This window comes from Geobacter psychrophilus, from assembly GCF_056821595.1.
The window spans coordinates 3989129-4002511 of sequence record NZ_JBXDTU010000004.1; the positions used below are offsets into that span (position 1 = coordinate 3989129).

A 13383-nucleotide genomic window follows, 5' to 3' on the forward strand; every position below is an offset into this window, starting at 1 on the left:
CTGACTGCGAAACGCCATCTAGTGTGTACTCTCCCTGATCTTCCTGAATGTCGGCCTTGGCGTGTTGCGTGCTTGACTAACCTGCCTCTGCGGCCTATAAATAAAAATAACTTTCATTTACATGGCGGCCAAGCAGATGGAATCAGCGCAGAGTGCAGCAATACTCAAACAATTGAAACTCAAGGTGACGCCCCGCAGACAGGAGATCATGAACTGTCTGGGGAGCGAACAGTCCTACTTGTCTGCCGATGAGGTCTGGAGCCGTGTCAAACCCAGACTTGGCAGTGTCGGCCTGCCCACGGTCTACCGCATCCTGGACGAACTGGCCGAAGCCGGGGTCATCACCCGGATCTTCCAGGCTGACCGCAAACAGTATTATTTCCTCTGTGCCAATCAGGAGCATCATCACCACTTTGTCTGTGAATCGTGTCGGCGGGTCGAAGATGTAGAGCAGTGCGGCCTGGACGGTGTTTCCCAGGATTATGCCAAGCGCTCCGGCGGTCGGGTTACGTCCCATATCCTCCAGATCAACGGGATTTGCGGTGCCTGTTGTCAGGGGCGGGTGGCCACATGAAACGGGTTGTCCTGTATATACTCCTGGCGATGGCCGTCTGTGCTGCCGTCATCCTGGACGGATGCTCACAAGAGGTGCAGAAAGCGTCCACGAAACTGCAGGTTGTAACGACCCTGTTTCCGCTCTTTGATTTTGCCCGCACTATTGCCGGAGACAAGGCCGAGGTGACAATGCTGCTGCCGCCCGGCATGGAACCGCACAGCTTCGAACCCAAGCCCAATGATATCATTCGCATCAGCCAGGCCGGCCTGTTTGTGTATACCAACCCCTATATGGAACCCTGGGCTGCGACAATCATCAAGGGCATTGATCGCGGGCAGTTGCGGATAGTGAATGCCGGGCAGGGTGTCAGTTATGTGAAGGTCTCCGGTGAAAAGGGACCTGATCACGAAGGACATGCCAGCCATGGCACGGAGGAACACGCCGGCGGCATGGATCCGCATATCTGGCTGGATTTTGCCAATGCGGGCGTGATTGTGGACAATATCCTGGCCGGTTTTGTGGCGGCCGACCCCGTTAATTCAGCCTCATACCGCAACAGCGCAGCAGGACTGAAGGCCCGCCTGGCCGCACTTGACCAGCGCTACCGGCAGGGACTTTCGTCCTGCGCTACCCGGGTGTTCCTGCATGGCGGCCACTACACCTTTGGCTATCTGGCCCGGCGCTATGGCCTGGAGTATAGATCCCTCAGCGGTGTTTCATCGGAGTCGGAACCGTCGGCAGCCCGCATGGCAGATATGGTGCGTCAGATCAGGATCTCCGGGGTGCGGCATCTGTTTGCGGAAGAATTGCTGTCGCCGCGCTTGACCGAAACGCTGGCGGCTGAGGCCGGCGTGGCGGTGCTGAAGCTGCATGGAGCCCATAACCTGGGCAGGGATGATGTTCAGCGCGGCGTTGGATTCATCGCATTGATGGAACAGAACCTGGTGAATTTGCAGAAAGGGCTGGCATGTCGGTCGAAATAGTCTCAACTGAACGTCTGGGGTGTTGTTACCGCGAAGGGTGCGTACTGGAGGATATCTCCTTTGCGGTCCAGCGCGGTGATTATGTGGGCATTGTCGGTCCCAACGGTTCCGGCAAGAGCACCCTAGTTCAGGCCCTGCTGGGACTGGTGGCGATCAGCAGCGGTTCGGCCCGCCTGTTCGGTGTCACCTGCAACGGATTCACGCAATGGGGGCGGGTAGGGTACCTGCCTCAGAGCTTGCGGTTGCTGAATCCCGTCTTCCCGGCAACAGTCGCGGAAACCGTCGGACTCGGCTTGCTCTCGCTCAAGCGATTCCCCCGGCGCGTGACCCGTCAGGATCGTGCAATTGTTGATGCTGTGCTTGATGAATTAGGTATTTACGATATCAGGTCTAAGCTGATTGGAGAGCTTTCCGGTGGTCAGCAGCAGCGTGCGCTGTTGGCCCGCGCCCTGGTGAATAACCCTGAACTGCTGATCCTGGATGAGCCCACGGCAGCGCTTGATCCCGAAACCCGGGAGCGCTTCTATCACCTGATTGCCGACATCAACCGCTCTCGGGGCGTGACCGTCCTGCTGGTGACCCATGATACGGGTGTTATTGGCCAGCATGCGACGAAAATGCTGTACCTGGACAAGCGCATGCTTTTTTTCGGCAGTTTCGATGATTTCTGTCATTCCCCTGAGATGTCGGCCCTGTTCGGCGAACATTCCCAGCACCTGATGTGCCACAGGCATTGAACCCTATGAATATGTTTGAAATTTTATCCTATGGCTTCATCCAGCGGGCGTTGCTGGCAGGGACCCTGATTGCCGTGCTCTGCTCGGTGCTGGGGGTGTTTCTCGTGCTCAGGCGCCTGTCGCTGATCGGTGACGGTCTGGCCCATGTCACCTTCGGCAGCACCGCCATTGCCCTTGCATTCAAGCTCTATTCGGCGGCATCATTGCTCGTGTCGCTGCCGGTGGTGCTGCTGGCGTCGCTCGGCATACTCAAGCTGACGGAAAAGGCCCGGCTGAGCGGTGATGCGGCCATCGGCATCGTATCGGCGGTGGGGATTTCAGCCGGTATCATGCTGGCCAGTGTGGGGGGGGGCTACAATGTTGACCTGCTGAGCTACCTGTTTGGCAACATCCTTTCCATCACCCATGAAGAGGTGCTGATCGCTGCTGCCCTGTTCGGCGTGGTGATGCTGCTGCTGGGGCTGTTTTTCAATGACCTGCTGGCGATCACGTTCAATGAGGAGCTTGCCCGGGTGTCGGGTGTACGGACAAACCTGATCAACGCCGTTCTGGTGATGCTGACGGCCCTGTCGGTGGTGCTGGCCATGAAACTGGTCGGCATCATGCTGATCTCCTCCCTGCTGATCCTGCCGGCTGTTTCGGCCCTGCAGCTGGCCCGCAGCTTCAAGGCCTGCATCGCCCTGGCGGCCCTACAGGGCTGCCTTTCGGTTGTGGCCGGCATCTTTGTATCGTTTCTGAGCAATCTTCCCACCAGCGCTACGATCGTGATGATCAACCTGCTGTTCTTCGGCGTTGCCTGTACCGCCCGCCGCATCCTTACACCGCATACTAGTAACTGATTCCTTCATATAGAATCTGGAGGCGCAGATGATCATACATTCAAGCGGTTGGGTCCATAACCTGCTGCTTTCGCTGTCCCGCAGGGCTGATCAGGCCGAAAAGGATTGCCTCATGCTGGAGGACGCCTTGGGGCACGCCTACGAGGGACTCCTGATTACCGATGCCGACGGCATTATTCTCAAGGTGAACGATGCCTATGCGCGCTTTCTTGAGACGACCATCGACAAGCTGGTCGGCAGGCACGTCACGGAGGTGATCGAGAATACCCGCATGCACCTGGTGGCACAAAGCGGTGTGGCAGAGATTGCCCAACTGCAGAAGATCAAGGGGCACGAGATGATCTGCAGCCGTATTCCGATCGTCGAACACGGAAAGGTAGTGGCGGTGGTCGGCAAGATCATGTTTCAAAACATCGAGGATCTCTTCACCTTCACCGAGAATTTCAAGAAGCTGAAATCAGAATTGGAGTTTTATAAAAACGAGCTCAGCAAGCACCTGAGCGCCAAATACTCCTTCAACCACATTGTCGGCAGCAGCAAGGAGCTGGAATGGGTGAAGGAACTGGGCCGGAAAGTGGCTGTCAGCACCACCACCGTACTATTGAAGGGGGAGAGCGGCACCGGCAAGGAGCTGTTTGCCCATGCCATCCATAACGCCAGTCAGCGGGCCTTCGGTCCTTTTATCAAGGTCAACTGTGCGGCCATTCCCGAATCGCTCTTCGAATCCGAACTGTTCGGGTATCGGGAAGGGGCCTTTACCGGGGCCCAGAAAAAAGGGAAGAAGGGGAAGTTCGCCCTGGCCGATAAGGGTACGATCTTTCTGGACGAGATCAGTGAGCTGCCGCTGACCATGCAGGTCAAGCTGCTGCGGGTACTGCAGGAAAAGGAGATCGAACCGGTTGGTGCCGAGGCCTCCGAGGCCGTGGACGTCCGGATAATTGCCGCCTCCAACCGGGATCTGGAAACATTGGTGAAAAACGGCCTGTTCCGCCACGATCTGTATTACCGTCTCAACGTGGTCATGCTGGAGATTCCGCCGCTGCGCAGTCGCCGTGACGATATTCCGCAGCTGATCCAGTTCCATCTGCGGCAGCTGGAGAAGGAAACCGGCATACCGGTGGAAGGGGTCGAGCCGGATGTGGCCGAGATCCTCAGGCAGTACTACTGGCCGGGCAATGTGCGCGAGCTGCGCAATGTTCTTGAGCAGTCACTGTACGTCAAAATCGGCCCCACGATTTCGCGCAACGACATCCCGGGCGCCCTGGTTAAAGGTAGCGGCCTCGTGCCGGCGCAGGAAACCGGCCGTACGCTCAAGACAATTACCAGGCAGGCTGAAGAGGAAGCGATCCGGACAGCCATCCGCGAGGCGAAGGGTGACAAACAGGCCGCCGCCGCCCGGCTCGGTATCAGTAAATCTTCGCTGTATGCCAAGATTGAACAGTACGACATCGGGTCGATCCCGTCCCGCTGATGTGCTGATTGGCAGATAAATCCAATAAACTGGAATGAGTCCACATTTTTGGAAAATGTATAATCATGATATTGTCGGCTCAAGTAAATCAGCTTGTTACGTTATTAGCCCCTGTTGTATCTCATCGTTGAATCCCTCAAGACTCTCCCCGATATTCCAGATATCTGGAACCATGACCCTTCGTCGGCAGCTGTAATTACGCTGTTTTGTCAAGCCATTAAATAAAATATGTTAAATATAGGTATGTTGAGTTGCGTGTGCGCAATTGGTACGTGCGTGGCACAGCACTTGCTTTGCTATTGTATAAATCTGTTTTATTCGGAGTCGCCATGGGTATCAAAGATATTCTCCTGCATCTGGACAATTCTCCTGCCTGTGAACGCAGAATCGACGTGGCCCTGAATCTGGCGCGGGTTCAAGGCGCACGGGTGACCGGGCTGTCTATCGTGACCTATGCGTATTACCAGCCGCACTACCTGCATACCGAAGAAAAAATAGCTGCTGCCGAAGCCCTGTTGCAGGCGCAGGCGAAGATAGCGGGTGTTGACTCCCGGTGCCGCAGGATCGAGTCGAGCGTGGTCGGGGTTGGTACGCGTGAACTCCTGATCAGCGCTTCCCACAGCAGCGACCTGATTGTTGTCAGCCAGGAATCACGCCGGACAAGCCGGACCTCGGCAATCGTTGAGTACCTGATAACCGGATCCGGTCGGCCGGTGCTGGTCGTTCCTGCGGCAGGTGTCTTTCCCGCTGTTGGCACACGCGTTCTGGTGGCCTGGAAGAATGGGCGTGAAGCCGCCCGCGCACTGCATGACGCCCTGCCGATCCTGCACTCGGCAGAACAGGTGACGCTGCTGACAGTCGCTTCCGGGGATGATTCGGGTCTGGAGCAGTGGAACGTCATACAGGAGCATCTGCTGAGTCATGGCATCCAAAGCCGGGCAGAACAGATGCCGGTTACGACTGCTACCCTGGCGGACAATCTGCTGAATCACGCCTGCGAGGGGGGCTACGACCTGCTGGTGATGGGCGCCTATCAACCCGGTTCCCGCAGGGGCTCGCAGCTGGGTGCCGTGGCGGGCCAGATTCTGCGGGAGATGACCATTCCTGTTTTGATGTCGCATTAATAACCCATCCCCCTCCCGACCTCCCCCTTGAAAGGGGAGGAGTATTTAATCCCCTCCCTTTCAAGGGGAGGGTTAGGGTGGGGATGGTTTAAATATATGACACTGTTCTTCAATGTGGCTGAGATGAATGAGGTGCTGAACAGATGGTAGACCATATTCTTGTTACCAAAAACCTTTCCAAGGAATTCAAAGGCTTCACCGCCGTGTCTGCCGTTAACCTGCAGATCCAGCGCGGTCACATCCATGCCCTGATCGGCCCGAACGGGGCCGGCAAGACCACGGTCTTCAACCTTCTGACCAAATTTCTGATCCCGACCTCCGGCAGCATCCATTTTAACGGCAGTGACATCACGAGTGAAAAGCCGGCCGATATCGCCCTGCGCGGGATTGTGCGCTCCTTCCAGATATCGGCGGTCTTTCCCAATTTGACGCCCTTGGAGAATGTACGACTGGCGCTGCAGCGCAAACTTGGCGTTTCCTATCATTTCTGGAAATCGGATTTAATTCTGGACCAGCTGAATGACAGGGCCATGGAGCTGCTTGAGGCTGTCGGATTGACTGAATTCGCCGGGGAAATTACCGGAGAATTGGCCTATGGCCGCAAACGGGCGCTGGAAATAGCCACCACGCTGGCGCTGGACCCGGAACTGATGCTGCTGGATGAACCGACCCAGGGGATGGGAGTCGAGGATGTGGATAAAATTACCACGCTGGTGAAACAGGTCTCGGCCAATCGCACCATACTGATGGTGGAACATAACCTCAAGGTGGTATCGACGCTGGCAGACCGGATTACGGTCCTGCAGCGCGGTGCAATCCTGGCGGAAGGCCCCTATGACGAGGTGTCCCGCAATCCTCAGGTATTGGAAGCCTATATGGGGAGTGAACATGTCTGAGTCAGATCACAGGGAAATGCTCAAGATCTCCGGCCTGCATGCCTGGTACGGAGAGTCCCACATTCTGCATGGTGTTGACCTGACCGTCGGCAAGGGGGAGGTCGTCACTCTGCTGGGAAGAAACGGCGCCGGCCGTACCACGATCCTGAAATCGATTGTCGGCCTGGTCGGGCGCCGCAGTGGTTCGATCACGATCAATGGGGTGGAAACCATCAATATTCCGACGCACCGGATCGCACACCTTGGGCTGGGCTACTGTCCTGAGGAACGCGGTATCTTCTCCAGTCTGACGGTTGAAGAAAACCTGCTGCTGCCGCCGGTGGTGAAAGCGGGGGGCATGTCGCTGCCGGAAATCTATGCCATGTTCCCCAATCTGCAGGAACGGCGCAGCAGCATGGGCACCCGGCTATCGGGCGGTGAGCAGCAGATGCTGGCCATGGCGCGCATCCTGCGCACCGGTGCCCGGCTTCTGCTGCTGGATGAAATCACCGAGGGCCTTGCTCCGGTCATTGTTCAGACGCTGGGGCGACTGATTGCCCAACTGAAAGAAAAGGGCTTCACCATCATCCTGGTGGAGCAGAATTTCCATTTTGCCGCCGACCTGGCTGACCGGCACTATGTGATCGAACATGGTGCCATAGCTGAAATGATACCGAGAGACAGACTTGTCTCCAGCAGAGAGAAGCTTAACCATTACCTGGGGGTCTGATCAGGTATACAAACGGAAAGGAGTATCAACAATGAAAAATCTGTTTTCCAAGGTGGCGATGTCTGTTGCCGTACTGACGATGACGAGTGGAATGGCCGGAGCAGCAGCTAAAGGGATTTCGGACGGTGTCGTGAAAATCGGGGTGCTGACGGACATGTCGGGCGTGTATTCCACGCTGGGCGGGAAAGGCACGCAGGTAGGTGTGGAGATGGCGGTCAAGGATTTCGGCGGCAAGGTATTGGGTAAACCGATCCAGGTCATCGGCGCCGACCATCAGAACAAGGCCGACATCGCCTCGGCCAAGGCCCGCGAGTGGTTTGACAATGAAAAGGTGGATATGATCACTGGCCTGCTGAACTCGGGCTGCGCCCTGGCGGTGCAGAAACTGGCCGGGGACAAGAAGAAGATCACCATGAACACCGGCGCGGCCAGCACCGATCTGACCAATAAGGCCTGCACCCCCTATGGGATTCACTATGTCTATGACACCTATGCCCTGGGCAAGGTTACCGCGGAGGCCGTCGTTCCCAGTGGCGGCAAGAGCTGGTACTTTCTGACTGCTGACTACGCCTTTGGACACTCGCTGGAGCAGAATACCTCGAAGTTTGTCACAAAGTTGGGCGGCAAGGTGCTCGGCTCCGTGCGCCATCCACTATCCACGTCTGATTTTTCGTCGTATCTGCTCCAGGCCCAGTCATCCGGAGCCCAGATCATCGGCCTGGCCAATGCCGGCGGCGATACCACCAATGCAATTAAACAGGCCCGTGAGTTCGGCATCGACAAGAAAGGGCAGAAACTGGTCGGATTGCTGATTTTCGATACGGATATTAAAAGCCTCGGGCTTAGCGTGGCTCAGGGCATGCAGTTCACATCCGGCTTTTACTGGGACCGGGATAAGGCGACCCGCGATTTTGCCAAGCGTTTCTACGCCATTCACAAGGCCATGCCGACCATGGACCAGGCCGGCGCCTATTCCGCCACCATGAATTACCTCAAGGCCATCAAGGCTGCCGGTACCGATGATTCGGATGCGGTTATGGCTAAACTGAAATCCATGGATGTCAGCGACTTCTTTGCCGTTCACGGCAAGATCAGGGCTGACGGGCGCATGGTGCATGACATGTATCTGATGGAAGTCAAGAAGCCTGCCGAGTCCAAGGGTGAGTGGGACCTGCTCAAGATAGTTAAAACCGTTCCCGCCGACCAGGCCTTTATGCCGCTTTCCGAGAGTGCCTGCGGACTGGTGAAGAAGTAGGGGGAATTTGCCTCCCCTCCCTTGCCTAGAGGCACCTACTTTTGGTGACGGGAGGGGATTGAGGGGTGGGTGAGGATGCCACGAAGTTGTACGTTGCAACTACCCCCACCCCCTAGCCCCATCCCGCAAGGGGAGGAGGGACATGATGAACAGCAGATTTCATCACGAGGGAGTTGGTCATGGAGATCTCATTTCAGACAGTCATGTCGCAGGTTATGCTGGGGCTCAACAACGGTGTGTTCTATGCCATTCTGAGCCTGGGCCTGGCAGTGATCTTCGGTCTGCTGAATATCGTCAACTTTGCCCACGGATCACTCTATATGCTGGGTGCCTATGTGGCTCTCCTGGGCTACACCAAGCTAGGCCCCTTGATCGGGATGCCGGAATTTCACCTCAATTACTGGGCGGCATTGATCGTCGCACCGCTGGTGGTAGGTGTATTGGGGATCGTGATTGAGCGGACCATGCTACGCAGGCTGTACAAGTTTGACCACCTGTACGGACTGCTGCTGACCTTCGGTCTGGCCCTGATTATCCAGGGGGTTTTCACCAATTTCTTCAATGTATCCGGCGATCCCTACGATGCAAAGCCTGAAATACTGAGTGGCGCGGTCAATCTCGGCTTCATGATGTTTCCGAAATACCGCCTGTGGGTGATTGTCATCTCCCTGCTGGTCTGTTTCGGCACCTGGTTTGTCATTGAACGGACAAAGCTCGGTTCCTACCTGCGGGCCGGAACTGAAAATCCGGAACTGGTCAAGGCCTTCGGCGTCAATGTGCCGCTGATGATCACACTGACTTACGGCTATGGCGTGGCTTTGGCCGCCTTTGCCGGTGTGCTTGCCGCCCCGATCTATTCGGTCAGCCCGGTCATGGGCTCGGAAATGATCATCACCGTGTTTGCCGTGGTGGTCATCGGCGGGATGGGCTCGATTATGGGTTCCATTGTTACCGGTCTGCTGCTCGGAATTGTGGAGGGTTTTACCAAGGTAGTCTACGCCCCCGCCTCCAGCACTGTCATCTTCCTGATCATGGTACTTGTTCTGCTGGTCAAACCGGCCGGCCTGTTCGGGAAGGAGTCGTAAATGTACAAGCACGCAATGAACAGGTACGTCTGGATTATCCTGATATTCCTTGGTCTGCTGGCGCCGTTTGTTGTCTATCCGGTGTTCATGATGAAGCTGCTCTGCTTCGGGCTGTTTGCCGCTGCCTTCAATCTATTGCTCGGCTACACCGGACTGCTCTCCTTCGGACATGCCGCCTTTTTCGGGGGGGCATCCTATGTAACCGGGTATCTGGTCAAGAACAGCGGTTTGACACCCGAATTGGGCGTTCTGGGGGGGACGCTGTTCGCTGCCCTGCTGGGGTATCTTGTCGGCAGCCTGGCGATCCGGCGGCAGGGCATCTACTTTGCCATGGTCACCCTGGCCTTGGCCCAGATCGTATATTTCCTGGCGCTGAAGATGCCGTTCACCGGCGGAGAGGATGGGCTGCAGGGTATTCCCCGCGGCAAACTCTTCGGGTTGATCGACCTTGGACATGTCTACACCGTGGGAGGCAGTCCCCTCGGACTCAACCTGTATTATTTCGTGTTTGTCATGTTCTGCCTCGGATTCTGGGTCATCTTCCGGACGATCAATTCCCCCTTCGGGCAGGTATTGAAGGCTATCCGTGAAAATGAACCGCGTGCGGTATCACTGGGGTACAAGGTGGAGCGCTTCAAGCTGATTGCGTTCGTGATTTCGGCATCCCTGGCCGGCATGGCCGGTTCATTGAAATCGCTGGTCTTTCAGCTCGCTTCCCTGACCGATGTCAATTGGCATACCTCCGGAGAAGTGGTGCTGATGACGCTGCTGGGAGGGGTCGGCACGGTGCTTGGACCGTTGGCTGGCGCCTTCACCGTGGTGACTCTTCAGTCCGAACTGAGCTCGGTCGGATCCTGGATAACCGTTATCATCGGGGCCATCTTTGTGGTGTGCGTGCTGGTTTTCAGGCGCGGGTTTATTGGTGAGTTGGGCAGACTGCTGAAAAGGTCGCTGTAATAAACAAACATTTTAACCGCAGAGGACGCAGAGTTTCGCAAAGGAACAAAACTGTTAGATAAAGAGATCTCATTAGCCAGATGGAGAAACGCTTTTAAACCAAAATGGTTTGATTTTACTCTGCGTTCCTCTGCGTACTCTGCGGTAAGAACTTTTTTGAAATTATTCTTTTTGAAAGTCTGAAAAATCCAGGAGGCAGGATATGGCAGTCGTCTGCACAAGCATTCAGGAAGCATTGGAAGGGATCCGCGACGGTGCCAGCATCATGGCAGGCGGGTTCGGTCTGGTCGGGATACCGGAGAAACTGATTCAGGGTCTGCGTGAGTCGGGCGTACGCGACCTGACGGTTATCTCCAACAACTGCGGCGTGGATGAGTGGGGTCTGGGGATCCTGCTCCAGAACAAGCAGATCCGCAAGATGGTTTCCTCCTATGTCGGCGAGAACAAGGAGTTCGAGCGCCAGTATCTGGCCGGTGAGCTGGAGGTGGAGCTGGTTCCCCAGGGCACCCTGGCGGAGCGCATCCGGGCCGGCGGGGCCGGTATCCCGGCCTTCTATACCCCGGCCGGCGTCGGCACCCCGATTGCCGAGGGTCGTGAAACCCGGGTCTTCGGTGCAAAGGAGTATCTGCTGGAACTGGGGCTGACGGCTGATTTTTCCATTATCAAGGCCTGGAAGGGAGACCGCTTCGGCAACCTGGTCTACCGCAAGACTGCCCGCAACTTCAACCCGATGATGGCGGCCGCCGGGCGCATCACCATCGCCGAGGTGGAAGAACTGGTTGAAACCGGTGAGCTGGACCCGGACCAGATTCATACCCCCAGTGTCTACGTGCAGCGCATCATCGCCTGCAGCGGTCATGAAAAGCGGATCGAACGCCGCACTGTCCGGAAATAGAAAGCCCGAAAACAGAAAGGAATAAACATGGCATTGACACGCGAAGAGATGGCCCAACGGGCCGCCCAGGAAATAGAGGACGGCTACTACGTCAATCTGGGGATCGGTATGCCGACCCTGGTGGCAAATTATATCCCTGCCGGAAAAACGGTGGTGCTGCAGTCAGAAAACGGGCTGCTCGGTATCGGTCCCTATCCGACGGAGGAGCAGCTGGACCCGGACCTGATCAACGCCGGCAAGGAGACCATCACCATGATTCCCGGCTCCTGCACCTTCAGTAGTGCCGAGTCGTTCGCCATGATCCGCGGCGGGCATATCGATCTGGCCATTCTGGGGGGGATGGAGGCCTCGGCTTCGGGCGACCTGGCCAACTGGGTCATTCCCGGCAAGATGGTCAAGGGGATGGGGGGCGCCATGGATCTGGTGCATGGCGCCAAATGGATCGTAGTGCTGATGGAGCATTGCAACAAGCAGGGTGAAAGCAAGATCCTCAACAACTGTACCCTGCCGCTGACCGGCAAGGGGGTGATCAACCGCATCATCACCGACCGTGCCGTGCTGGATGTCACCCCGGACGGCCTGCGGCTGGTTGAGGTCGCGCCGGGATATACCCCTGCCGATATCCAGGCCTGCAGCGAACCGCGGCTGATTATGTCTCCGACGCTCTGAGCGAAAGGAACCGTTATGCGCACCGTCGTTATTGCTTCTGCAGCCCGGACTCCGATCGGCTCCTTTGGTGGATCGCTATCCACGATGTCCGCTGCCCAACTCGGGCAACTTGTCATCAAGGAAGTTATTTGCCGCAGTGGAGCCGGCGCAGAGCAGATTGAAGAGGTCATCATGGGGCAGATCCTGCAGGGGGGCTGCGGACAGAATCCTGCCCGCCAGGCGGCGGTCGGGGCCGGCATTCCTGAGTATGTTCCCTCCTACACGGTCAACAAGTTGTGCGGCTCGGGACTGAAGAGTGTTGCCCTGGGTGCCCTGGCGATTGCCGCCGGGGAGGCTGACATGGTCGTGGCCGGCGGAATGGAGAATATGAGCCTGGCGCCCTATCTGCTGGATAAGGCCCGCAGCGGCTACCGCATGGGGAGCGGGGTCCTGGCGGATTCGATTCTGACGGATGCCCTGACTGATGCTTTCCACGGGATTCACATGGGCATCACGGCCGAAAATATAGCCCACCAGTTCCGGATCTCCCGCGAGGAGGCCGATGCCTTTGCCCTGCAGTCGCAGCAGAAGGCCGCAAAGGCGGTCAGTGAAGGGCACTTCAGTCGGGAGATTGTAGCGGTGCCGATTTCCGGCAGGCGCGGAGAAACTGTCATAGTTGCGGATGATGAATATCCCCGTCGTGATACCACCATGGAAAGCCTCGCGAAGCTTCGGCCGGCCTTCCAGCCGGATGGTGTCGTCACCGCCGGGAATTCGTCCGGTATCAACGATGGTGCGGCGGCTGTCCTGCTGATGGAACAGGGAGCGGCCCGGCAGGCCGGAATACGCCCGTTGGCCCGGGTGCTGGGGTGGGGAACGGTCGGGGTTGATCCGCGCATCATGGGCATGGGACCGGTGGAAGCGATCCGCAAGGCGCTTGTTAAAACCGGTCTGACCCTGGATGACATCGACCTGGTGGAACTGAACGAAGCCTTTGCCGTGCAGTCACTGGCGGTGATCCGCGAGCTGCGCCTGGACAGCCGCAAGGTCAACGTGAATGGCGGTGCCATTGCGCTGGGGCATCCGGTGGGGGCCAGCGGAGCGCGGGTGCTGGTGACACTGCTGCATGAACTGGAGCGGCGTGGCCTGCAGCGTGGCCTGGCCGCGCTCTGCATCGGCGGCGGGCAGGGGATCGCTATGGTCGTGGAGCGGGATGTTTAGTAAGTTA

Annotated in this window: 14 protein-coding genes; all 14 read left to right on the forward strand. The window is 57.2% G+C overall.

Going from position 1 to position 13383, the window contains the following annotated elements; genetic code table 11:
- Window positions 1-136: 136 nt before the first annotated feature.
- The 14 genes from ACOCF6_RS21100 to ACOCF6_RS21165 all read left to right on the forward strand — a co-directional run bounded on the left by ACOCF6_RS21100 (window position 137) and on the right by ACOCF6_RS21165 (window position 13376).
- Window positions 137-574, forward strand: coding sequence for a Fur family transcriptional regulator (locus ACOCF6_RS21100; protein WP_482462294.1), 438 nt, complete (start codon window positions 137-139; stop codon window positions 572-574).
- The gene (locus ACOCF6_RS21105) at window positions 571-1539 is read left to right on the forward strand and encodes a metal ABC transporter solute-binding protein, Zn/Mn family (protein WP_482462295.1); all 969 of its coding nucleotides are present in this window, start codon (window positions 571-573) and stop codon (window positions 1537-1539) included. Before ACOCF6_RS21100 ends, ACOCF6_RS21105 begins: the two co-directional genes overlap by 4 nt.
- Window positions 1524-2276 carry a metal ABC transporter ATP-binding protein gene (locus ACOCF6_RS21110; protein WP_482462296.1) on the forward strand — a complete coding sequence of 251 codons (753 nt, stop codon included), beginning with the start codon at window positions 1524-1526 and terminating at the stop codon, window positions 2274-2276. Before ACOCF6_RS21105 ends, ACOCF6_RS21110 begins: the two co-directional genes overlap by 16 nt.
- Window positions 2277-2281: 5 nt before the next feature.
- The gene (locus ACOCF6_RS21115) at window positions 2282-3115 is read left to right on the forward strand and encodes a metal ABC transporter permease (protein ID WP_482462297.1); all 834 of its coding nucleotides are present in this window, start codon (window positions 2282-2284) and stop codon (window positions 3113-3115) included.
- 28 nt (window positions 3116-3143) lie between these two features.
- Window positions 3144-4586: a sigma-54 interaction domain-containing protein gene (locus tag ACOCF6_RS21120; RefSeq protein WP_482462298.1), complete on the forward strand. Its 1443-nt coding sequence runs from the start codon at window positions 3144-3146 to the stop codon at window positions 4584-4586.
- A gap of 329 nt (window positions 4587-4915) precedes the next feature.
- Window positions 4916-5710, forward strand: coding sequence for a universal stress protein (locus tag ACOCF6_RS21125; protein ID WP_482462299.1), 795 nt, complete (start codon window positions 4916-4918; stop codon window positions 5708-5710).
- Window positions 5711-5853: 143 nt separating this feature from the next.
- A complete protein-coding gene (locus tag ACOCF6_RS21130; RefSeq protein ID WP_482462300.1) occupies window positions 5854-6606 on the forward strand; it encodes an ABC transporter ATP-binding protein in 753 nt (250 codons plus the stop codon).
- A complete protein-coding gene (locus ACOCF6_RS21135) occupies window positions 6599-7315 on the forward strand; it encodes an ABC transporter ATP-binding protein (protein ID WP_482462301.1) in 717 nt (238 codons plus the stop codon). The genes ACOCF6_RS21130 and ACOCF6_RS21135 overlap by 8 nt, the downstream gene beginning before the upstream one ends.
- Before the next feature lie 31 nt (window positions 7316-7346).
- Window positions 7347-8570: an ABC transporter substrate-binding protein gene (locus tag ACOCF6_RS21140; RefSeq protein ID WP_482462302.1), complete on the forward strand. Its 1224-nt coding sequence runs from the start codon at window positions 7347-7349 to the stop codon at window positions 8568-8570.
- A gap of 179 nt (window positions 8571-8749) precedes the next feature.
- Window positions 8750-9655 carry a branched-chain amino acid ABC transporter permease gene (locus ACOCF6_RS21145; RefSeq protein ID WP_482462303.1) on the forward strand — a complete coding sequence of 302 codons (906 nt, stop codon included), beginning with the start codon at window positions 8750-8752 and terminating at the stop codon, window positions 9653-9655.
- On the forward strand, window positions 9656-10612 hold the full coding sequence (locus ACOCF6_RS21150) for a branched-chain amino acid ABC transporter permease (RefSeq protein WP_482462304.1): 957 nt from the start codon (window positions 9656-9658) through the stop codon (window positions 10610-10612).
- A gap of 202 nt (window positions 10613-10814) precedes the next feature.
- On the forward strand, window positions 10815-11507 hold the full coding sequence (locus ACOCF6_RS21155) for a CoA transferase subunit A (RefSeq protein ID WP_482462305.1): 693 nt from the start codon (window positions 10815-10817) through the stop codon (window positions 11505-11507).
- Window positions 11508-11534: 27 nt separating this feature from the next.
- Complete coding sequence (locus ACOCF6_RS21160) at window positions 11535-12176, forward strand: CoA transferase subunit B (RefSeq protein WP_482462306.1); 642 nt, start codon at window positions 11535-11537, stop codon at window positions 12174-12176.
- 15 nt (window positions 12177-12191) lie between these two features.
- A complete protein-coding gene (locus tag ACOCF6_RS21165) occupies window positions 12192-13376 on the forward strand; it encodes an acetyl-CoA C-acetyltransferase (protein WP_482462307.1) in 1185 nt (394 codons plus the stop codon).
- Window positions 13377-13383: the final 7 nt, after the last annotated feature.

Excerpts from the sequence above, each read along its gene's own strand:
- ACOCF6_RS21135 (WP_482462301.1), top strand. The coding sequence starts at position 6,599 with ATGTCTGAGTCAGATCACAGGGAAATGCTCAAGATCTCCGGCCTGCAT.
- ACOCF6_RS21115 (WP_482462297.1), top strand. The coding sequence starts at position 2,282 with ATGAATATGTTTGAAATTTTATCCTATGGCTTCATCCAGCGGGCGTTG.
- ACOCF6_RS21105 (WP_482462295.1), top strand. The coding sequence starts at position 571 with ATGAAACGGGTTGTCCTGTATATACTCCTGGCGATGGCCGTCTGTGCT.
- ACOCF6_RS21100 (WP_482462294.1), top strand. The coding sequence starts at position 137 with ATGGAATCAGCGCAGAGTGCAGCAATACTCAAACAATTGAAACTCAAG.
- ACOCF6_RS21125 (WP_482462299.1), top strand. The coding sequence starts at position 4,916 with ATGGGTATCAAAGATATTCTCCTGCATCTGGACAATTCTCCTGCCTGT.
- ACOCF6_RS21140 (WP_482462302.1), top strand. The coding sequence starts at position 7,347 with ATGAAAAATCTGTTTTCCAAGGTGGCGATGTCTGTTGCCGTACTGACG.
- ACOCF6_RS21110 (WP_482462296.1), top strand. The coding sequence starts at position 1,524 with ATGTCGGTCGAAATAGTCTCAACTGAACGTCTGGGGTGTTGTTACCGC.
- ACOCF6_RS21130 (WP_482462300.1), top strand. The coding sequence starts at position 5,854 with ATGGTAGACCATATTCTTGTTACCAAAAACCTTTCCAAGGAATTCAAA.
- ACOCF6_RS21155 (WP_482462305.1), top strand. The coding sequence starts at position 10,815 with ATGGCAGTCGTCTGCACAAGCATTCAGGAAGCATTGGAAGGGATCCGC.
- ACOCF6_RS21150 (WP_482462304.1), top strand. The coding sequence starts at position 9,656 with ATGTACAAGCACGCAATGAACAGGTACGTCTGGATTATCCTGATATTC.
- ACOCF6_RS21165 (WP_482462307.1), top strand. The coding sequence starts at position 12,192 with ATGCGCACCGTCGTTATTGCTTCTGCAGCCCGGACTCCGATCGGCTCC.
- ACOCF6_RS21120 (WP_482462298.1), top strand. The coding sequence starts at position 3,144 with ATGATCATACATTCAAGCGGTTGGGTCCATAACCTGCTGCTTTCGCTG.
- ACOCF6_RS21145 (WP_482462303.1), top strand. The coding sequence starts at position 8,750 with ATGGAGATCTCATTTCAGACAGTCATGTCGCAGGTTATGCTGGGGCTC.
- ACOCF6_RS21160 (WP_482462306.1), top strand. The coding sequence starts at position 11,535 with ATGGCATTGACACGCGAAGAGATGGCCCAACGGGCCGCCCAGGAAATA.